Source organism: Affinibrenneria salicis (assembly GCF_008710095.1).
The window spans coordinates 132,252-150,488 of sequence record NZ_VYKJ01000002.1 but is presented as its reverse complement, the minus strand read 5'-3'; the positions used below and the strand labels follow the sequence as shown (position 1 = coordinate 150,488).

Here is an 18,237-nt window from a genome sequence, read left to right as displayed (position 1 = left end):
CCGCCGGGCAGCGCGCCGCCGCAAGGCGGCCCGCTCGTCGTTTTTAATCAGGAGAACAGATGGAAATCAACAGAATCAATCCCGCCGACCGCTGGTCGGACGCGGTAATCCACAACGGAACGCTGTACTGCACCTGCGTAGCGAACGACCTGACGGCCGACGCGGGCATACAGACCGCCAGCGCGCTGGCCGAACTCGACGCGGTTTTGCGCCAGGCCGGCAGTGATAAAACGCGACTGCTGGACGTAACGATTTTTCTGGTCGATCTGCGTGACTTCGGCGCCATGAACGCCGTCTGGGATCAGTGGGTGACGCACGGCCATGCGCCGGTGCGCTGCACCGTACAGGCGCAGTTGATGGATCCGCGTTTTAAGATAGAGATCAAAGCGATCGCCGCCGTGTGATCGCCGGCTCCGGCCGCCGCGGCCGGGGTTAGTTCATCTCTTCGTCAGCGTCTTCGTCAGGTTCATCATCATCGAAAACAATAGTGACATTGTCACCTTTATGTTGTTCCCGCAGTTCCTGCGCAACCTGCGCAATCGCCTGACCGCTGCTCATGCCCTGCGACATTAGCGTCTGAATACGTTCAACAGCCTGCTGCTGCTGTTCATGGCTCAACGATGGCGTACCAAACATACCACTCTCCAGTCAAAAAACGGGGCTTATCATCGCATGAGTCAACGCCATTAAGCCAGCGCATCCGCTTTATGTTACTCTTCACCGCTGAGAAATGTGTTGCCGTTAACCGAGAACCGTATCACCGATATGTGCGCGACCCCGACTTATCATTCCCTGCCGTACCGTCCGGACGCAGCGCTGACGCTGTTCGCCCCCTTTTCCCGTCAGCCCTGGGCGATGCTGCTGCATTCCGCCTTCGCCGAACATGCCCATAATCGCTTCGATATTATGGTGGCCGACCCGCTCGTCACGCTGACCACCCGCGGCGACAGCACGCAAATAGCGCGCGACGGCGAACTGCGGCACGAGCACGGCGATCCGTTTTCAATCCTGCGTCGCCAGTTGACGCAGCTTGACCTGCAGACCGAAGCCCTGCCGGATTTCCCGTTTCAGGGCGGCGCGCTGGGTTTGTTCGGTTACGATTTGGGGCGCCGGATTGAGCGCCTGCCGACGCTGGCGCGTCAGGACCTGCAGCTGCCCGACATGGCTATCGGCCTGTACGACTGGGCGTTGATTGCCGATCATCAGCGGAAGACTCTGACGCTGGTCGCGCACGGCGACGCGCAGCGCCGGTTAACGTGGCTGAACAATCCGCCGCCGCCGGAGCAAACCACGCCGTTTAAACTCGACGGACACTGGCGGGCCAATATGACCCGCCGGCAGTATGGGCGGAAATTTCAGGCCATTCAGCGTTACCTGCGCGCCGGCGACTGTTATCAGGTTAATCTGGCTCAGCGCTTCAGCGCGCCTTATCAGGGCGACGAATGGCAGGCCTTTTGCCGGTTGCTGACGGCCAACCGCGCGCCCTTTTCCGCTTTCCTGCGGCTGCCGGACAATACGGTGATTAGCGTTTCGCCCGAGCGCTTTATTCGGCTGGAGCAACAGCGTATTGAAACCCGGCCGATTAAAGGAACGCTGCCGCGACTGGCCGATGCGCAGGCCGATCGCGCTCAGGCGAGCCGACTGGCCGACTCGGAAAAAGATCGGGCCGAAAATCTGATGATTGTCGATTTGATGCGTAACGATATTGGCCGGGTGGCCGCGCCCGGCAGCGTTCGCGTGCCGCAACTGTTCGTCGTCGAGCCCTTTCCTGCGGTGCACCACCTGGTCAGCACCATTACCGCCCGGCTGCCGGACGACACGCACGCGACGTCGTTATTGCGCGCTTGTTTTCCGGGCGGGTCAATCACCGGCGCGCCGAAAATTCGCGCGATGCAGATCATTGAAGAACTTGAACCGCAACGGCGCAGCGGCTGGTGCGGCAGCATCGGCTACCTTAGCGTCTGCGGCGGAATGGACACCAGTATCACTATCCGCACGCTGCTGACGGAACGGGGCAAAATCTATTGCTGGGCCGGTGGCGGCATCGTCGCCGACAGCCAGGAACAGGCGGAATATCAGGAAACCTTTGATAAACTGGCGCGCATACTGTCGCTGCTGGATGAGTAACCGACGATGCCGCAGACCCCTTACGCCGCCGCCCTGGCCAGCCGGACGTCCGCATCGCGGGCGGCGCCGGAGCTGTCCGCGTTTATCGCCCGTTTTCAGCTCTGCCGGCCGCCGCCGGCGCGCCCGGCCCGCAACCAGCGTCAGGCCGCCGTGCTGGTGCCTATCGTCTGCCACCCCCGGCCGACGCTGCTGCTCACCCGCCGTTCGGCCCACTTGCGTAAACACCCGGGCCAGGTGGCGTTTCCCGGCGGCGCCGCCGATCCGCAGGATGAATCGCTGATCGCCACCGCGCTGCGAGAAGCGCATGAGGAAATCGCCCTGCCGCGGCGGCTGGTCGAGGTGCTGGGCACCCTGCCGGCGCTGGACAGCGTCAGCGGTTTTCGCGTCACGCCGGTGGTGGGTCTGGTCTCCCCGCTGGCGCGATTTATCCCCAATGACGACGAAGTCGCCGATCTGTTCGAAATGCCGCTGTGCGAAGCCCTGACGCTGACGCGCTATCACCCGCTGGACATTGAACGACGCCGGCAACCTCAGCGGGTTTATCTCTCCTGGTATCAGCAACAGTTTGTCTGGGGAATGACCGCCGCGATTATCCGGCAGCTGGCGCTGCAGGTCGGCGCGCTGGATCAGCGACGCGTCAGCCCCGCCGGCGTGCGGGGCTGACGTCCGGGCGTTACTCTTCCTGTTCGCCGGGTTCCGCTATTCGCTCGATGCGCACCAGTTCGATGCGATATTCGGAAACGGCCATAATGCGGAAGCTGAACTGATGCAGCTCAAGCACCTCGCCCACCGCCGGGAACTCATCGGTGTGCGCCAGAAGCATACCGGCCAGCGACGCGTAGTCGGCTTTAGGATCGACCAGATCGTGGCAATCCAGCACCTGCTCAAGGGAGTGAAGATCGGTGCCGCCCTTAACCAGCCAACCCTCGCCGTCCGCTACGATCTCCGGCGTCTCATCCGCATCCGGGAATTCGCCGGCAATCGCCTCCAGCACGTCCAGCGGCGTTACCAGTCCCTGAATCACGCCGAACTCGTTGCTAACCATCACCAGACTGCCGCGCGCCTGGCGCAGCACCGTCAGCAGATTGATGACGTCCAGCGTTTCCGGCACGATGATCGGCGAATTGGCGCCGGCGAAGCTCTCCACATCGGCATGGTTTTCCAGCGCCACCAGCAGATCCTTCGCGCGCACCACGCCGACCACCTCATCAAGCGATCCGCGACACACCGGGAACAGGCTATGCGGCGTATCCAGCAGCTGAGCGCGAATTTCTTCGATCGAACGTTCGCTATCCACCCACGAGATTTCCGTGCGCGGCGTCATCACGCTGCGCAGCGAACGCGAGGCCAGCGTTAATACGCCGCTGATCATGTAGCGTTCTTCTTCCGCAAAGGTCTCGGTGGCGACCGTTTTGGTTTCGGCCTCCGGTTCGTCGCTCGACTTTTTCGTTCCCATCAGCCGTAAAATCGCTTCGGCGGTGCGCTCGCGCATCGGCCGGCGCGACTGATGCTTGATAAAGTTGTGGCGCGCAATCTGGTTGAACATCTCGATAATGATGGAGAAACCAATCGCCGCGTACAGATACCCCTTCGGAATATGGAAACCCAACCCTTCCGCCACCAGACTCAGACCAATCATCAACAGGAAGCTGAGACACAGCACCACCACCGTCGGATGCGCGTTCACGAAGTTGGTTAACGGCTTCGAAGCCAGCAGCATCACGCCCATGGCGATAATCACCGCAATCATCATCACGGCCAGGTTATTCACCATCCCGACGGCGGTAATCACCGCGTCGAGCGAGAACACCGCATCAAGCACCACGATCTGCGCCACTACCGCCCAGAAGCTGGCGTGTACGCGATTCGCCTGGCTATCGTGCGATCGGCTTTCCAGCCGCTCATGCAGTTCCATTGTCGCTTTGAACAGCAGGAAAAAGCCCCCGGCCAGCAGAATCAGGTCGCGCCCGGAAAAGCTGAAGTCACCCAGGTGGAACAGCGGCCGGGTCAGCGTCACCATCCACGAGATAAGCGACAACAGCCCAAGTCGCATCAGTAAGGCGAGGGTCAGACCGATTACGCGCGCTTTGTCGCGCTGCTTCGGCGGTAATTTATCCGCAAGGATGGCAATAAAGACCAGATTATCGATACCCAATACAATTTCGAGTACCACCAGCGTCAGTAAGCCAGCCCAGATTGAAGGATCCAGCAAAAATTCCATGTCAGACTCCGAAAAATGAACGTGCAGATGACGGCAATGTGATCAACACATTACAGGGTATAAACCCGGTATGAGTATCAGGATGCCCCACCAAAAGCAGGCCAGAATGAATAGCAGAAACGTTAACGCGACCCGGGCAGGTCGGTTCGGGTGAAAAAACAGATCGGTGACAGTCCATAGGGAGGGCTGAGGCCCACTGCTCCTTAAGCAATTAAACAGGAAAACACTTTATCAGGTTGCGGGGGCATCTCACAAAGATTTTCTCACACCACGTCCTCCGGCAATGACTACCTGCGCTCGCTGCGTCGCGGTCGTCATGTTAACACCCTGCGGAAAGGTCATTATTTCATTTAACAACCAGATAACACATATAAAAATTGCTGGTCGGCATCACAAAAAATATTTTTTTGGTATCTAAAATAAGTCATCTCAAACAGAATTAATTTGTCCGCCAACCTGAATCGATTCAAGTATAGACCTAAATAATTCGGCTTGCCGGAGGGCAATATTCATCAGTTATTGTTCCGGGCAATCTGATTACTGCCATACTTACTGACGCAATATAGCTACTGCGCGCGAAAACCAACGCGCCCATAGCCGGAAAAAAGAAAAGAAAGCCACCAGAGCGGACAATACCGCATGGATGTCGGCCCGTTCCGCTAAAACTATTTCGCAGGTGAATAATCGAGGAGGTAACAAGTGAGCATTGCAATAATGTTATGCACTCACGGTGCCGCAGCGGGACCACTGCTTAAAACGGCGGAAATGATTTTAGGCGAACAAAGCAACGTCGGCTGGATTGATTTTGTACCGGGTGAAAATGCTGAAACGTTAATTGAAAAGTACCAGGCAAAACTTGCGGAGCTGGATACGTCGCAGGGCGTACTGTTTCTGGTCGACACCTGGGGCGGCAGCCCGTTCAATGCCGCCAGCCGGATGGTGACAGACAAAGACGACTACGAGGTGATCGCCGGCGTAAATATTCCCATGCTGGCGGAAACTTTTATGGCGCGCGACGACAATCCGACGCTGGCCGGGTTGATCGACGTGGCGCTGGAGGCCGGACGCGCCGGCGTGAAGGCGCTGAAAAACAGAGCGCCGGACGTCCCGCCCGCAGAGACGAAGCCGTCGACGCCCTCCGTCCCGCCAACCGCGCCCGGCGCGCATATGAAGATTGGTCTGGCGCGTATCGACGACCGGCTGATCCACGGTCAGGTCGCCACCCGCTGGACCAAAGAAACCAACGTCAACCGGATTATCGTGATCAGCGATGAAGTCGCCGCCGACAACGTGCGTAAGACCCTGCTGACCCAGGTCGCTCCGCCGGGCGTGACCGCTCACGTGGTGGACGTGGCCAAAGCCATTCGTGTTTACAACAACCCGAAATACGCCGGCGATCGGGTGATGCTGCTATTCACCAACCCAACGGATGTGCTGACCTTAGTGGAAAACGGCGTCGATATTAGCTCGGTCAATATTGGCGGAATGGCCTTTCGTCAGGGCAAAACGCAGGTCAACAATGCGGTATCGATCGATGAAAAAGATATCGCCGCTTTTAAAAAACTCAATGCAAGGGGAATTGAACTGGAGGTGAGAAAGGTCTCCACGGATACCCGACTGAAGATGATGGATTTAATCAATAAGGCGGCGGGTTAATAACGCCAGCCGTGCTGTTAATGCCGTTCCTGTCTTTTACTCAGAACAGTTTTCAGAGGAGAAGTACAATGGAGATTACCACGCTTCAAATTGTGCTGATATTTATTGTGGCCTGTATTGCCGGCATGGGGTCGATTCTCGATGAATTTCAGTTTCATCGCCCGCTGGTCGCCTGTACGTTAATCGGTATCGTGCTGGGCGACATGAAAACCGGCATTATTATCGGCGGTACGCTGGAAATGATCGCGCTGGGATGGATGAATATCGGCGCGGCCGTCGCGCCCGACGCGGCGCTGGCGTCGATTATTTCGACCATTCTGGTCATCGCCGGCGGACAGAGCGTCGGCGCGGGGATTGCGCTGGCCATTCCGCTCGCCGCCGCCGGCCAGGTGCTGACCATCATCGTGCGCACCATCACCGTGGCGTTCCAGCACGCGGCCGACAGCGCGGCCGAACGCGGCAGCCTGCGCGCCATTAGCTGGCTGCATGTGTCCGCGCTGGTGCTGCAGGCCATGCGTATCGCCATTCCCGCCGTTATCGTGGCGGTTTCCGTCGGCACCGATGCGGTGCACTCTCTGCTCAATTCAATCCCGGATGTCGTGACCAACGGCCTGAACATCGCCGGCGGCATGATCGTGGTAGTCGGTTACGCGATGGTGATCAACATGATGCGCGCCGGCTATCTGATGCCGTTTTTCTACCTCGGTTTCGTGACCGCCGCCTTCACCAATTTCAATCTGGTGGCGCTCGGGGTGATTGGCATCGTCATGGCCGTCCTGTATATCCAGCTCAACCCCAAATATAACCGGGTTGCCGGCCAGCCTGGCGGCGCGCAGGACAAAAACGATCTCGACAACGAACTGGATTAATTAAGGGGCGAAAAATGGTTAATATCACGAGCAAAAAGCAACTCACGGCCAGCGATATTCGCGGCGTATTTATCCGCTCAAACCTTTTCCAGGGATCGTGGAATTTTGAACGTATGCAGGCGCTCGGCTTCTGTTTTTCAATGGTGCCGGTGATCCGCCGGCTGTACCCGGAAAACTCCGAAGAGCGCAAACAGGCGATAAAACGCCATCTGGAGTTTTTTAACACCCAGCCGTTCGTCGCCGCACCGATTCTCGGCGTCACCATGGCGATGGAAGAGCAGCGAGCCAACGGCGCGCCGATCGATGACGCCGCCATCAACGGACTGAAAGTGGGGCTGATGGGACCGCTGGCCGGCGTCGGCGATCCCATATACTGGGGCACCGCGCGACCGGTATTCGCCGCGCTGGGCGCCGGAATCGCCATGGACGGCAGCCTGCTGGGGCCGATCCTGTTCTTTGTTCTGTTCAATCTGGTGCGGCTGCTGACCCGCTATTACGGCGTCGCCTACGGCTACCAGAAAGGGGTTAATATCGTTAATGACATGGGCGGCGGTTTTCTGCAGAAGCTGACGGAGGGCGCTTCGATACTCGGGCTGTTTGTTATGGGCGCATTGGTCAACAAATGGACGCACGTCAACATACCGCTTGAGGTCTCAAGGGTAACCAACCAGACCGGCCAGGAGACCATTACTACGGTTCAGTCCATTCTCGATCAGTTAATGCCGGGGCTGGTGCCGCTGTTGCTGACCTTCGGCTGTATGTACCTGCTGAGGCGAAAGGTTAACGCCCTGTGGCTGATTATGGGCTTCTTCGCCATCGGTATTTTTGGATACTGGATCGGCCTGCTCGGGCTATAACGATCGTTATCCGCCGGGGGACGGTTGTCCTCCGGCGTTCTCCCCCGCTTTTGAGGTAGCGCCATGTCGCTGACGGATATCACGCTGGTTATCCTGATTATTGTTGCTCTGGCCTGGGCGATTTACGTCGAGTGGGTGCTGAACCGATTACACGGCGGCACCCGGCTGCGGATTATTTTACGACGGCAAAACCGGCTGGACGGTCTTATTTTTGTTGGTTTAGTTATTATTCTTATTTATAAAAACATAACTAATAATGGGCCGATAATAACCACAACGTTATTGTCTACTCTGGCCTTTATGGCCATATATCTTTTCTGGTTCAGACAGCCGTCGTTATTATTTAAAAACACCGGGTTTTATTATGCCAATGCGTTTATTCTTTATTCCCGCATAAAGAGTATGAATTTATCGGAAGACGGCGTATTGGTTATCGAACTGGAGCAACGCCGGTTATTAATTCATGTAAAACAACTGGATGATTTGGAAAAGATTTACCACTTCATGATTGAGTCCCGCTAAAAAAACGCCGGCCGGCAAGCCTTGCCGTTGCGGCATTCGCGTTACGTTCCCTTAATAACTGTACTGATATTTTAACATCGCCACTATTATTTCTCCGTGCGTGCGCCGGTAATGAAAATAATTATCATTACATTATTTCCCGTTAAATTTTTAGTGTTGTTTAAAACGGAAATAATATGTTAAGGTTGCGTCGTCATTGGGGAGTAGCCGATTTCTGATATTTTTTAAGCAGAAATGCTCGTATCAACATACTCGTTTTAATAAAAAACGTGGTGCGGGCGGCCAGCGGGCAGGCGAGACCATAGACATGTCGGCTCATCATAGGGTTGGGGATGAGCTACGTGTATATGGAGAAGTACCCAGCCGAGGCTATTGTAATGAATCTTTCCGCAACGCTAATCCTTGCCTTTGGCATGTCGATGGATGCCTTTGCCGCGTCCATCGGTAAAGGCGCCGCTCTGCACAAACCACGCTTTCGCGAAGCGCTCCGCACCGGTATCATCTTCGGCACGATTGAAGCCATCACCCCGCTGGTTGGCTGGGGGCTGGGTCTGGTCGCCACCCGTTATATTCTCCAGTGGGATCACTGGGTCGCGTTTATTCTGCTGTTATTCCTCGGCATTCGCATGATCTATGAAGGCTTCCAGAGCGCGCAAGAGGAAGCTCCGGCTACCGCCAGTAAACACAGTCTGGGTCTGCTGATTTGCACCGCCATCGCCACCAGCCTTGATGCGATGGCCATCGGCGTCGGCCTGGCGTTCCTGCAGGTAAATATCGTGCACACCGCCATGATGATTGGCTGCGCCACCATGATCATGGTGACCATTGGCATGTTGATTGGCCGCTTCATCGGACCAATGCTGGGCAAAAAGGCCGAAGTGCTCGGCGGGCTGGTGCTGATCGGCATTGGCTGCAACATCCTCTACCAGCATCTGTAACCCACGCCGTTATTCCTCCGTCGCGCTATCGCTGAACTGAACTTAGCGGCGTGCCTTGCCGCTTTATCTGCGCCCGGCGGCGCGCGCCGATGCCGAACTCACCAAACGCCGGATCAACGGCCCGCCGGCCGTGTCCTACAGACTATCGCGCTGATGCAGACGGATGATAAAATCGGTTTCGCAGTCAAAACTGTGCTGCGCGCAGAGCGTTGCGCTCACGTCGGGCGTCGCGCGCCAGGCAAACGGCGTCATACGCAGCAACGCATCCGCCTGTGTGCCGCTCAGCGTCATAGTCCAGGCCTGGGTATGTTGCGCGACCTGCTGAAAACCGGACAGCCGTTCTTCTTTCAACGCGTGCAGATGCGCCTGCTGATAAACGCACGCCTTGAGCTGCAGCAGATGACGCGGCCCCGGCGATACGGTCATCACCAGCCCGCCGGGTTTCACCGTACGCTGCAGTTCGGCATCATTGCAGGGCGCATAAATCTTTAACACGGCGTCCAGACTGGCGTCGCTAAACGGCAAACGCTGGCTGGATGCGACGCAAAAGGCCACCTCATGATAACGTCGCGCCGCGCGCTGAATCGCGGCCTTCGACACATCCAGCCCGTAGACTTGCAGCGTGCGCTGCCGCCCCAGCCATCGGGCCAGTTCCGCGGTGTAATACCCTTCCCCGCAGCCGATATCCAGCAGACTGCGCGCCCCGGCGGATAAAAACGCATCGGCCAGCGCCACCACCCGATCGCGCAGCGGCTGATAGTGGCCGGCATCCAGAAACGCCCTGCGCGCCTGCATCATCGCCGCGTTATCGCCCGGCTGACGTGATTTTTTAAACTGTACCGGCAGCAGATTGACGTACCCTTCTCTGGCGCAGTCAAAATGGTGCTGACCACAGGACCAGCGGGACGAGTGAAGAGACAACGGCTGATGACAAAGCGGGCACTGATAAGACATGAAAATGGCTTCCGGACTGATCACCGCCAGCGACAAGGCGCGGCGGGATAGAAAAACAGAATCGCCGCGTCAGAACAACGACAGCGATAAAACAAGCGGCGCGCGACCAGCACAAAAGATTTAACCGGCTATGCGCGCTCCGTTGTCAGCACCGGCGGCGAACCGTGCCGGGATACTTTCGTACTGACAACAAAAAACCCGCACGGCGGCGGGTTTTAGCAACGAAATCCGCAATCAGATTGCAGTAACGTTTACTGCAGACGGACCTTTCTGACCATCCTGAATTTCGAACTCTACGCTCTGACCTTCGGCCAGAGTTTTAAAACCGTTGCCCTGGATAGCGGAGAAATGTACGAATACATCTTTGCTACCGTCAGCCGGAGTAATGAAGCCAAAACCTTTGGACTCGTTGAACCACTTAACCTGACCTTTAATCTTTGCCATCTTGAGTATTTCCTTTAATTGTTTAAACCGCGTAGAACGCGTTACACAGACAAACCAGAGTCGTTACTGCTTGAGGCACTAAGATAAGGATCGGCAGAGAAGCGGTATTCAACGATAGCGTCTTTACTCAAAACTTCTTTACTGAAAATGCCACACATATACAGAACTGTACCTCGTTTTACCCAGATGGGTTATTACACACTCTGTAATCGATGGCAAGCCATTTTTATCCGGCTGTAGACTTGTCGCACAGATTCGCCCTCTTAGCCCTACCGACCGCTTACTTTATGCGCCAGCCGGCTAAGCCGGCGATCGCACGCGCCAGATTAAGCTTAGCGGGAAAAACCGGCGGGGAACAGAGGACAACGCGCAAGATGCGAGGATGTCGAAATAAACGAGGCAGGACGAGCGTCTGAATAAGCGATGTGCGCCGTATCCTCGCGCCCGGGCGTCCGGCGCGGGACACGGCAACGAAAGAGTTGTTCAGCCTCGTTCTGGTTCCGACTAACTGGTTTGATAAAGCACGACAAATAGAGCCACTAATACCACCAGCAAAATAATGCTGGCCAGCTTCCAGCGTCTTTCTGATTTTGTACTCATTGTTGTTTCATCTCTGCTATGGTTATGTTCAAAAAACCTATACTCCTCATGTTTATCGGCAATCGACAGCGTCATTTTAATCCAATATTTAGCCTTCTGCTCAGAATGGCGGATATCAGTAAAAAATCCGCCCGGCTGGACAGCACAACAGTCGCCTTCACTCGGCGGTTTTGTTAATCTCATTTGATGAATTTGTTAGCCAAAGGGAGGCTTTCACTGGTGTTGATTATGGAGTTATTTCAGGCGGTCGGGATTGGGCTGCTGGTGTTATTGCCGTTGGCCAATCCGCTCACGACCGTCGCCCTGCTGCTCGGCCTGTCGGGCAATATGACTAACGATGAGCGAAATCAGCAGGCGCGCCAGGCCTCTGTTTACGTGTTCTGCATCATGATGGTGGCGTTCTACGCGGGTCAGGTCGTCATGAATACCTTCGGCATCTCCATCCCCGGCCTGCGTATCGCCGGCGGCCTGATTGTCGCCTTTATCGGGTTCAGAATGCTGTTCCCCAGCCATACGGTGGACGATACGCCGGAGATGGAACACAAAACGGAAGAGATACGCAAACGCAAGGCAGCCAACATCGCCTTTGTGCCGCTGGCCATGCCGAGCACCGCCGGGCCGGGTACGATTGCGATGATTATCAGTACCGCCTCCACCATCCAAACCAAAAGCGGCTTTTCCCCGCTGGTGCTGAAGATCGCGCCGGTGCTGGTGTTCTTGCTGATCAGCCTGATTCTGTGGGGCTGTCTGCGCAGTTCAGGCGCCATCATGCGCTGGGTAGGGAAAAGCGGTATCGAAGCGATTTCTCGGCTGATGGGTTTTTTGCTGGTCTGCATGGGCGTTCAGTTTGTTATCAATGGCGTACTGGAACTGGTGGCGCAGTATCCGTTGGCCTGATTACGCTTGACTCAAATGATATTGATAATTATTCTCACAAATTATCAGCGCTCGCCGCAAGGATATTCATCGCCGACGGCGTGGTATATGTTGAGTTACCGTTGGATAACCCACCCGCGCTGAGACCGGCAGGTTCAGATCGCGGGGACCTTAGCAAAGGATTTAATCAATGAGCAGTCGTACTACGGTTACCCGGCCTGAACTGGTGGTGAACGATGTCTCCGTTACCTACAATAACGGTCACCAGGCTATTCGTCACGCCTCCTTTTCCCTGCGGGGCGGCACCATCTGCGCCCTGGTCGGCGTTAACGGCAGCGGTAAATCCACACTGTTCAAGAGCATTATGGGGCTGGTCCGCCCCACCAGCGGCCAGGTGCTGCTGAATAATCGTCCGATCGCGCAAGCGCTTAAACAGAATGCCGTCGCCTATGTCCCGCAGACCGAAGAGGTGGACTGGAATTTTCCGGTGCGCGTCACTGACGTGGTGATGATGGGCCGCTACGGCAAGATGAATTTTTTACGCATTCCGCGCCAGCAGGATCGCCGCATCGTGGCCGAATCGCTGGATCGGGTCGGCCTCAATACGCTGGAAACACGCCAGATCGGCGAGTTGTCCGGCGGCCAGAAAAAACGCGTCTTCCTGGCGCGCGCGCTGGCGCAGCAAGGCCAGGTGCTGCTGCTGGATGAACCCTTTACCGGCGTGGACGTCAAAACTGAAAACGCCATTATCGATCTGTTGAAAACGCTGCGCGACGAGGGGCATCTGATTTTGGTGGCGACGCATAACCTGGGCAGCGTGCCGGAGTTTTGCGACAACGTGATTCTGGTCAACCGGACGGTGCTGGCCGCCGGGCCGACGCACAGCACGTTTACCCAAAGCAACCTGGAGAAAACTTTCGGCGGCGTTCTGCGCCACATCAATCTCGGCGGTACGCACCTGCATGACGACGACGATACGCGCAGCGTCACGGTATTGACCGATGACGAGCGTCCCGCGGTGTTTTACGGTTCGACGCGCGACGATCCGCCCAGGCCCAGCGGACCGCCGCCGGAGGACAAAACATCATGACCGAATTGCTACTGCAGCCTTTTAGTTACAATTACATGGTGAAGGCGATTTGGGTGAGCGCCATTGTCGGCGCAGTATGCGCTTTTCTGTCGGCCTGGCTGATGCTGAAAGGCTGGTCGCTGATGGGCGACGCCCTGTCGCACTCGGTGGTGCCCGGCGTGGCAGGCGCCTATGCGCTCGGCCTGCCCTATGCCGTAGGCGCGTTTTTCACCGGTATGCTGGCCGCCCTGGCGATGACGCTGGTGCGCCACATCACGCGGCTGCGCGAAGACGCGATTATCGGTTTTATATTTTCCACCTTTTTCGCCGTTGGGCTGCTGATCGTTTCGCTCAATCCCACTTCGGTCAACGTGCAGTCGATCATCTTCGGCAATATTCTCGGCATTGCCGATGAAGACGTGCTGCAGGTGGAAATCATTACGCTGGTTACCTTTGTCGTGCTGTGTCTGATCTGGAAAGATCTGCTGGCGGTGTTTTTCGATGAAAACCATGCGCGCTCTATCGGGCTGTCGCCGCTCAGGCTGAAGATTTTATTCTTTACCCTGCTCAGCGCCTGTACCGTCGCCGCGCTGCAGACGGTCGGGGCGATTTTGGTCATCGCGATGGTGATCACCCCCGGCGCCACCGCCTACCTGCTCACCGACCGTTTCGGCCACCTGATCATCATTTCTATCGCCATCGGCGCGGTCACCAGCGCCGTGGGCGCCTATATCAGCTTTTTTCTCGACGGCGCCACCGGCGGCGTAATCGTCACGCTGCAGACGCTGGTGTTTCTCTGCGCCTTTCTGCTGGCGCCGAAACACGGCGTGCTGGCGACGCGCCGGTTGCGCCGGCGCAACCAGAGGGAGGATGCGCTATGATGCTGATCGCCTGGTTGACCGAACCGCTGAGCTACCCCTTTATGCAGCGGGCGATTATCGCCGCAATAGCGACCGGCGCCGTGTGCGCCGTTCTGTCCTGTTATCTGGTGCTGAAAGGCTGGTCGCTGATGGGCGACGCGATCTCGCACGCGGTATTGCCGGGCATCGTGCTGGCCTTCGCCGCCGGCATCCCCCTGGCCATCGGCGCGTTCGTCTCCGGCGTATTTTGCGCGGTGGCCACCGGCTACGTTAAAGAGCACAGCCGGGTCAAGGAGGACACGGTCATGGGCATCGTCTTTTCCGGCATGTTCGCCCTCGGCCTGGTGCTGTTTTCCCGCATAGATACCGATCAGCACCTCAGCCATATATTGTTTGGCAACGTGCTCGGAATTACCGCGCCGGAACTCAAACAGACGCTGGCGATCGCCGGCTTTACCCTGTTGGTTATTCTGCTCAAGCGACGCGATTTTATGCTGTACTGTTTCGACCCCAACCACGCGCGCGTGATCGGGCTGCCGGTCAGGCTGCTGCACTATAGCCTGCTGTGTCTGCTGGCGTTGACCATTGTCGCCTCGCTGCAGGCTGTCGGCGTGATTCTGGTTATCGCGATGCTGATCGCGCCCGGCATCATCGCCTTTATGATCTGCCGCAGTTTCGAACGCATGCTGATGGTGGCCACTCTGGTCTCCATTCTGTCCTGCGTCAGCGGTACGCTGCTCAGCTTCTATATCGACGGCGCCACCGGCCCCTGCATTGTAATTATTCAGGCCGCCGTCTTCGTCATCACCCTCAGCCACCACCAGTGGCGCGTTCGTTATCGGCCGTCGGCCGGCGGCGACGTCGCATGACCCCTCGTCCGTCAGGCCGGCTCGGCCCGCGGGCGGGACTCGGCTATACGGTCTGATGCCGCGCCGGCGGGCGCGGTAAGATTTAGCGCGCTGTGCGCCAGGTTACGTTTTTATTCGCGTTAACGCGCTAACCTGATGAATGACAACAACACGGGAGCTGATCATGTGGCAAGCCATTAACCGTCTGCTGGATGATTATTTCGGTCCGGCGCACCCCGGAGAACGCCAGCAGCTAACCGGCGGCGAAATGCATCCGGCCTGGCGGGTTCGGCACGGCGAACGCGATGTGTTCGTTAAATGCGATGTGCGCGAAATGTTGCCCAAATTTACCGCCGAAGCCGATCAGTTGGCGTTGCTGGCGCGCAGCCGCACCGTGCGCGTCCCCGAGGTGTACGGCACAGGCAGCGATCGCGACAACAGCTTTCTGCTGCTGGAGTATATTCCGGCCAAACCGCTCGACGCCCACAGCGCCTGGTGTCTCGGCCAAAGTCTGGCGCGGCTGCATCAGTGGAGCGATCAACCGCAGTTCGGGCTGGACTTCGATAATGACCTGTCCACCACGCCGCAACCCAACAGTTGGCAGCGGCGCTGGTCGTCGTTTTTTGCCGAGCAGCGCATTGGCTGGCAGCTGCAGCTGGCGGCGGAAAAAGGGCTTTCCTTTGGCGATATCGACCCGTTAATCGCGCTGATTGAAGCAAAGCTGCACGGCCACCAGCCGCAGCCGTCGCTGTTGCACGGCGACCTGTGGCCGGCCAACTGCGCCAGCAGCGCGACCGGCGGCTACCTGTTTGATCCGGCGGTGTATTGGGGCGACCGGGAGTGCGATCTGGCGATGCTGCCGCTCTACCCGTCGCTGCCGCCGCAAATTTATGATGGCTACCAGAGCGTCTGGCCGCTGGATAAAGGATTTATCGACCGCCAGCCCATCTATCAGCTGTACTATCTGCTCAACCGCGCCAACCTGTTTGGCGGTCCGCACATCATCAACGCGCAGAAAGCGGTCGAAAAAATCCTCTATCCCTACTGATGCCGCGCGTCCGCACCCGGCCGCGGATTCGCTTAGCCCAACAGCCGCAGCACCAGATAGCCGATCACGGCGACGATCAGCGGCAGAATATACAGCGGAAAGAACTGCAGCAGGATGGTATGACGCGGCAGCACGATGCGCTCTTCGAGCTGCTGGCGGCTGCGCCCTTCGCTGCCGCGGCTTTTCTCCAGAATCAACTGGTCTTCAATACCTTCGCGAATGTGGCGCACCTGGCGCGTCATCCTGGCCCCGGAAACCTGTAGCGCCAGCCCGACGAACATCAGAATGTAAATTAACCAGAACATCATGGTGGCGACGCTCGACAGACGGTCGAAATCCGGCACCGGCGAGTTAAACCAGAAAATATTCAGAAACGGCGTATTAAAGCGAATCATCTCCACCATCAGATGAACGAAGTCGAGCAGCACGGCATCTATGCCCGGTTTTTTCTCGCTATGCTGATAAAGCAAATTTGCCAGCGAAACGAGCGTGGACAGCAGCGCCGGAATAAAAACCAGCCACCCTGCGATACGTTTAACCACGGCCACACGCCCGGCCTGTTGATACGTCATGAGTTCCCCTTGTTGTGACGTCCCCGATACCCGGCTAAGTTTACCCGTTGTCGGCGCTATTCGCTCGCCGTTTTGCATCCACTCGCCGGGCGACGGCGGTTTGGCTTCCTGACGCAGAGTGATACAGTAGCCATAGTCTACATAATTCAGGTTGCAGGTAAGGCGGCAAGCAACGGACAAATCGGTCTGTGACCGATTTCCACAACGCCGGCGCTGCCCGAAGGAGGAGCATCAGGGAAGAATTCCAGCGATGGGCTGAATAATTCAGCGCAGCTAACGCACCTGCGATCTGAAACATGACGAGTACATTTTATTGCGCTAAAAGGAGCCAGGCATGTCAGGTGCTTATACCGTTAAAGCCGCTATTTTCGATATGGACGGATTACTGATTGATTCTGAACCGCTGTGGGATCTCGCCGAACTGGACGTCATCCGCGAGCTGGGTCTCAATATCTCGCTGCAAGACCCCATGCTGGATACTCTGGGATTACGCATCGATCTGGTCGTTGACCTCTGGTATCACCACGCGCCCTGGACCAGCCCCAGCCGACAGCAGGTAGTGCAGCAGATTATCGAGCGCGCGCTGACGCTGGTTGAACAGCGCCGCCCGCTATTGCCCGGCGTCGAACAGGCGCTGCAGCTGTGCCGCGAGCTGAAACTGAAGGTCGGTCTGGCCTCGGCCTCGCCGTTGTTTATGCTGGAGCGCGTGCTGGAGATATTTCATCTGCGCGATTATTTCGACGTTCTGGTCTCGGCCGAACACCTGCCCTACAGCAAACCGCACCCGGAAGTTTATCTGCAGGCGGCGGAAAAGCTCGGCGTGAATCCGCTCGAGTGCGTGACGCTGGAAGACTCGCTCAACGGCGTGATCGCCACGAAAGCGGCCCGCATGCGTTCGATTGTCGTGCCGCAGGCCGAACTGCGCGACGATGCGCGCTGGAGCCTCGCCAACCGGAAACTCGGTTCGCTGCTGGAACTGCAATCTGCGGACCTGCTCGGCCGCTAAACAACGCGTCCGACTTACGCCGCGCCGCCGGTCCATCGTCTTAACCTGGCCGGCGCTGCGCGTCGCTTTCACCGACGGCGTCACAAATAGTTACGCCGTCACAACTTCCCCCTGCCGCGCGAATCTTTTATACTGTATAAAATAACAGTTTCATTCGAGAAGCCCTATGACCGCGGAAGGACATCTGATATTTTCCGTCGCCTGCGTGATTTTCGCCCATAAGGTCGAACTGTCGCCCGAACTGGCGGCGGGCGACTGGTGGCATCTGATCCCGGGCGCGCTGCTGACGTCGTTGCTGCCGGACATCGATCATCCCAAATCGCTGCTGGGGCAGCGCCTGAAATGGATTTCCGCGCCGATCGCACGCGCATTCGGCCATCGCGGTTTTACCCACAGCCTGCTGGCGATTGTCGCCGGTCTGTGGTTTATCCATACCCGTCTGCCCGCCGGCTGGATCATTCCGTCCGACGCCTGGCACGCCATGATTATCGGCTATCTCAGCCATATCATCGCCGATATGCTGACCTCCGCCGGCGTTCCCCTGCTCTGGCCCTGCCGCTGGCGTTTTTGTCTGCCGCTGCTCAATTCACAGCAGGGTAATCAGCTGGAGCGCGCGCTGTGCCTCGGCCTGATGTTTTTCGCTATGCTGCTGCCGCAGAAAGCGCTCACCAGCTATAACTATGAACAGCCGGCAAGACTGGTCAACAGTATCCGTTTTGAATTTATCCGTCTGCTAAATCTTAAATAGGCACAATAATCATCGGGTAATA

At 57.3% G+C, this 18,237-nt stretch carries 23 protein-coding genes and 1 riboswitch; of the genes, 16 read left to right on the top strand and 7 right to left on the bottom strand.

Features of this window, described 5'->3' with window-relative positions; genetic code table 11:
• The first annotated feature begins 59 nt into the window (after window positions 1–59).
• A complete protein-coding gene (locus FJU30_RS05585) occupies window positions 60–404 on the top strand; it encodes a RidA family protein (protein ID WP_150434002.1) in 345 nt (114 codons plus the stop codon).
• A 28-nt stretch (window positions 405–432) separates the two neighbouring features.
• Here FJU30_RS05585 and FJU30_RS05580 read toward each other — a convergent pair whose 3' ends face one another.
• The gene (locus FJU30_RS05580; protein ID WP_150434001.1) at window positions 433–636 is read right to left on the bottom strand and encodes a YoaH family protein; all 204 of its coding nucleotides are present in this window, start codon (window positions 634–636) and stop codon (window positions 433–435) included.
• 129 nt (window positions 637–765) lie between these two features.
• Here FJU30_RS05580 and pabB point away from each other — a divergent pair, with 129 nt between their 5' ends.
• Together pabB and FJU30_RS05570 are read left to right on the top strand one after the other, a co-directional pair.
• A complete protein-coding gene (gene pabB, locus FJU30_RS05575) occupies window positions 766–2,127 on the top strand; it encodes an aminodeoxychorismate synthase component 1 (protein WP_150434300.1) in 1,362 nt (453 codons plus the stop codon).
• A 6-nt stretch (window positions 2,128–2,133) separates the two neighbouring features.
• Window positions 2,134–2,790 (top strand): CoA pyrophosphatase, encoded by a 657-nt coding sequence (locus FJU30_RS05570; RefSeq protein WP_150434000.1) that lies wholly within the window; start codon window positions 2,134–2,136, stop codon window positions 2,788–2,790.
• A gap of 10 nt (window positions 2,791–2,800) precedes the next feature.
• Here FJU30_RS05570 and FJU30_RS05565 read toward each other — a convergent pair whose 3' ends face one another.
• Window positions 2,801–4,348, bottom strand: a complete 1,548-nt coding sequence (locus FJU30_RS05565; RefSeq protein ID WP_150433999.1) for a TerC family protein — start codon at window positions 4,346–4,348, stop codon at window positions 2,801–2,803.
• 699 nt (window positions 4,349–5,047) lie between these two features.
• Between FJU30_RS05565 and manX the strand changes: the two genes are divergently transcribed.
• The 5 genes from manX to mntP all read left to right on the top strand — a co-directional run bounded on the left by manX (window position 5,048) and on the right by mntP (window position 9,190).
• Window positions 5,048–6,004: a PTS mannose transporter subunit IIAB gene (manX, locus tag FJU30_RS05560; RefSeq protein ID WP_150433998.1), complete on the top strand. Its 957-nt coding sequence runs from the start codon at window positions 5,048–5,050 to the stop codon at window positions 6,002–6,004.
• 68 nt (window positions 6,005–6,072) lie between these two features.
• On the top strand, window positions 6,073–6,873 hold the full coding sequence (locus FJU30_RS05555) for a PTS mannose/fructose/sorbose transporter subunit IIC (RefSeq protein WP_150433997.1): 801 nt from the start codon (window positions 6,073–6,075) through the stop codon (window positions 6,871–6,873).
• A gap of 14 nt (window positions 6,874–6,887) precedes the next feature.
• Entirely contained in the window at window positions 6,888–7,730 is an 843-nt protein-coding gene (locus FJU30_RS05550; RefSeq protein WP_150433996.1) for a PTS mannose transporter subunit IID, read from the top strand.
• Between the two features lie 63 nt (window positions 7,731–7,793).
• Entirely contained in the window at window positions 7,794–8,252 is a 459-nt protein-coding gene (locus FJU30_RS05545) for a DUF986 family protein (protein ID WP_150433995.1), read from the top strand.
• Window positions 8,253–8,438: 186 nt separating this feature from the next.
• A riboswitch (yybP-ykoY riboswitch) is annotated at window positions 8,439–8,623 on the top strand.
• Between the two features lie 6 nt (window positions 8,624–8,629).
• Window positions 8,630–9,190 (top strand): manganese efflux pump MntP, encoded by a 561-nt coding sequence (gene mntP / locus FJU30_RS05540; RefSeq protein ID WP_150433994.1) that lies wholly within the window; start codon window positions 8,630–8,632, stop codon window positions 9,188–9,190.
• A 135-nt stretch (window positions 9,191–9,325) separates the two neighbouring features.
• On the opposite strand, the gene rlmA is transcribed toward mntP, so the two are convergent.
• Entirely contained in the window at window positions 9,326–10,144 is an 819-nt protein-coding gene (gene rlmA, locus FJU30_RS05535; RefSeq protein WP_150433993.1) for a 23S rRNA (guanine(745)-N(1))-methyltransferase, read from the bottom strand.
• Here rlmA and FJU30_RS27440 point away from each other — a divergent pair.
• On the top strand, window positions 10,143–10,268 hold the full coding sequence (locus FJU30_RS27440; RefSeq protein WP_263406714.1) for a hypothetical protein: 126 nt from the start codon (window positions 10,143–10,145) through the stop codon (window positions 10,266–10,268). The genes rlmA and FJU30_RS27440 overlap by 2 nt on opposite strands.
• Window positions 10,269–10,378: 110 nt before the next feature.
• Here FJU30_RS27440 and cspE read toward each other — a convergent pair whose 3' ends face one another.
• The 3 genes from cspE to FJU30_RS05520 all read right to left on the bottom strand — a co-directional run bounded on the left by cspE (window position 10,379) and on the right by FJU30_RS05520 (window position 11,371).
• Entirely contained in the window at window positions 10,379–10,588 is a 210-nt protein-coding gene (cspE, locus tag FJU30_RS05530) for a transcription antiterminator/RNA stability regulator CspE (protein WP_150433992.1), read from the bottom strand.
• 41 nt (window positions 10,589–10,629) lie between these two features.
• The gene (locus tag FJU30_RS05525) at window positions 10,630–10,746 is read right to left on the bottom strand and encodes a DUF2627 domain-containing protein (protein WP_150433991.1); all 117 of its coding nucleotides are present in this window, start codon (window positions 10,744–10,746) and stop codon (window positions 10,630–10,632) included.
• A 346-nt stretch (window positions 10,747–11,092) separates the two neighbouring features.
• The gene (locus FJU30_RS05520) at window positions 11,093–11,371 is read right to left on the bottom strand and encodes a hypothetical protein (protein WP_150433990.1); all 279 of its coding nucleotides are present in this window, start codon (window positions 11,369–11,371) and stop codon (window positions 11,093–11,095) included.
• Window positions 11,372–11,404: 33 nt separating this feature from the next.
• On the opposite strand from FJU30_RS05520, the gene FJU30_RS05515 reads away from it, so the two are divergent.
• The 5 genes from FJU30_RS05515 to FJU30_RS05495 all read left to right on the top strand — a co-directional run bounded on the left by FJU30_RS05515 (window position 11,405) and on the right by FJU30_RS05495 (window position 15,889).
• Window positions 11,405–12,085 carry a MarC family NAAT transporter gene (locus FJU30_RS05515; protein WP_317984037.1) on the top strand — a complete coding sequence of 227 codons (681 nt, stop codon included), beginning with the start codon at window positions 11,405–11,407 and terminating at the stop codon, window positions 12,083–12,085.
• A 169-nt stretch (window positions 12,086–12,254) separates the two neighbouring features.
• Window positions 12,255–13,154, top strand: a complete 900-nt coding sequence (locus tag FJU30_RS05510) for a manganese/iron ABC transporter ATP-binding protein (RefSeq protein ID WP_150433989.1) — start codon at window positions 12,255–12,257, stop codon at window positions 13,152–13,154.
• Entirely contained in the window at window positions 13,151–14,014 is an 864-nt protein-coding gene (locus tag FJU30_RS05505) for a metal ABC transporter permease (RefSeq protein WP_150433988.1), read from the top strand. Before FJU30_RS05510 ends, FJU30_RS05505 begins: the two co-directional genes overlap by 4 nt.
• Window positions 14,011–14,862, top strand: coding sequence for a metal ABC transporter permease (locus tag FJU30_RS05500; protein WP_150433987.1), 852 nt, complete (start codon window positions 14,011–14,013; stop codon window positions 14,860–14,862). Before FJU30_RS05505 ends, FJU30_RS05500 begins: the two co-directional genes overlap by 4 nt.
• Before the next feature lie 163 nt (window positions 14,863–15,025).
• The gene (locus tag FJU30_RS05495) at window positions 15,026–15,889 is read left to right on the top strand and encodes a fructosamine kinase family protein (RefSeq protein ID WP_150433986.1); all 864 of its coding nucleotides are present in this window, start codon (window positions 15,026–15,028) and stop codon (window positions 15,887–15,889) included.
• Between the two features lie 32 nt (window positions 15,890–15,921).
• Here FJU30_RS05495 and FJU30_RS05490 read toward each other — a convergent pair whose 3' ends face one another.
• Window positions 15,922–16,461: a YniB family protein gene (locus tag FJU30_RS05490; protein ID WP_150433985.1), complete on the bottom strand. Its 540-nt coding sequence runs from the start codon at window positions 16,459–16,461 to the stop codon at window positions 15,922–15,924.
• A 334-nt stretch (window positions 16,462–16,795) separates the two neighbouring features.
• Between FJU30_RS05490 and hxpB the strand changes: the two genes are divergently transcribed.
• Both hxpB and FJU30_RS05480 read left to right on the top strand, forming a co-directional pair.
• Window positions 16,796–17,467, top strand: coding sequence for a hexitol phosphatase HxpB (gene hxpB / locus FJU30_RS05485; protein WP_150433984.1), 672 nt, complete (start codon window positions 16,796–16,798; stop codon window positions 17,465–17,467).
• Window positions 17,468–17,633: 166 nt separating this feature from the next.
• Window positions 17,634–18,215 (top strand): metal-dependent hydrolase, encoded by a 582-nt coding sequence (locus FJU30_RS05480; protein ID WP_150433983.1) that lies wholly within the window; start codon window positions 17,634–17,636, stop codon window positions 18,213–18,215.
• Window positions 18,216–18,237: the final 22 nt, after the last annotated feature.

Excerpts from the sequence above, each read along its gene's own strand:
- FJU30_RS05570 (WP_150434000.1), top strand. The coding sequence starts at position 2,134 with ATGCCGCAGACCCCTTACGCCGCCGCCCTGGCCAGCCGGACGTCCGCA.
- FJU30_RS05580 (WP_150434001.1), bottom strand. The coding sequence starts at position 636 with ATGTTTGGTACGCCATCGTTGAGCCATGAACAGCAGCAGCAGGCTGTT.
- FJU30_RS05550 (WP_150433996.1), top strand. The coding sequence starts at position 6,888 with ATGGTTAATATCACGAGCAAAAAGCAACTCACGGCCAGCGATATTCGC.
- FJU30_RS27440 (WP_263406714.1), top strand. The coding sequence starts at position 10,143 with ATGAAAATGGCTTCCGGACTGATCACCGCCAGCGACAAGGCGCGGCGG.
- FJU30_RS05585 (WP_150434002.1), top strand. The coding sequence starts at position 60 with ATGGAAATCAACAGAATCAATCCCGCCGACCGCTGGTCGGACGCGGTA.
- FJU30_RS05490 (WP_150433985.1), bottom strand. The coding sequence starts at position 16,461 with ATGACGTATCAACAGGCCGGGCGTGTGGCCGTGGTTAAACGTATCGCA.
- FJU30_RS05525 (WP_150433991.1), bottom strand. The coding sequence starts at position 10,746 with ATGTGTGGCATTTTCAGTAAAGAAGTTTTGAGTAAAGACGCTATCGTT.
- FJU30_RS05505 (WP_150433988.1), top strand. The coding sequence starts at position 13,151 with ATGACCGAATTGCTACTGCAGCCTTTTAGTTACAATTACATGGTGAAG.
- FJU30_RS05510 (WP_150433989.1), top strand. The coding sequence starts at position 12,255 with ATGAGCAGTCGTACTACGGTTACCCGGCCTGAACTGGTGGTGAACGAT.
- rlmA (WP_150433993.1), bottom strand. The coding sequence starts at position 10,144 with ATGTCTTATCAGTGCCCGCTTTGTCATCAGCCGTTGTCTCTTCACTCG.
- FJU30_RS05565 (WP_150433999.1), bottom strand. The coding sequence starts at position 4,348 with ATGGAATTTTTGCTGGATCCTTCAATCTGGGCTGGCTTACTGACGCTG.
- hxpB (WP_150433984.1), top strand. The coding sequence starts at position 16,796 with ATGTCAGGTGCTTATACCGTTAAAGCCGCTATTTTCGATATGGACGGA.
- cspE (WP_150433992.1), bottom strand. The coding sequence starts at position 10,588 with ATGGCAAAGATTAAAGGTCAGGTTAAGTGGTTCAACGAGTCCAAAGGT.
- mntP (WP_150433994.1), top strand. The coding sequence starts at position 8,630 with ATGAATCTTTCCGCAACGCTAATCCTTGCCTTTGGCATGTCGATGGAT.
- FJU30_RS05495 (WP_150433986.1), top strand. The coding sequence starts at position 15,026 with ATGTGGCAAGCCATTAACCGTCTGCTGGATGATTATTTCGGTCCGGCG.
- FJU30_RS05545 (WP_150433995.1), top strand. The coding sequence starts at position 7,794 with ATGTCGCTGACGGATATCACGCTGGTTATCCTGATTATTGTTGCTCTG.
- FJU30_RS05520 (WP_150433990.1), bottom strand. The coding sequence starts at position 11,371 with ATGAGATTAACAAAACCGCCGAGTGAAGGCGACTGTTGTGCTGTCCAG.
- FJU30_RS05500 (WP_150433987.1), top strand. The coding sequence starts at position 14,011 with ATGATGCTGATCGCCTGGTTGACCGAACCGCTGAGCTACCCCTTTATG.
- pabB (WP_150434300.1), top strand. The coding sequence starts at position 766 with ATGTGCGCGACCCCGACTTATCATTCCCTGCCGTACCGTCCGGACGCA.
- FJU30_RS05480 (WP_150433983.1), top strand. The coding sequence starts at position 17,634 with ATGACCGCGGAAGGACATCTGATATTTTCCGTCGCCTGCGTGATTTTC.
- FJU30_RS05555 (WP_150433997.1), top strand. The coding sequence starts at position 6,073 with ATGGAGATTACCACGCTTCAAATTGTGCTGATATTTATTGTGGCCTGT.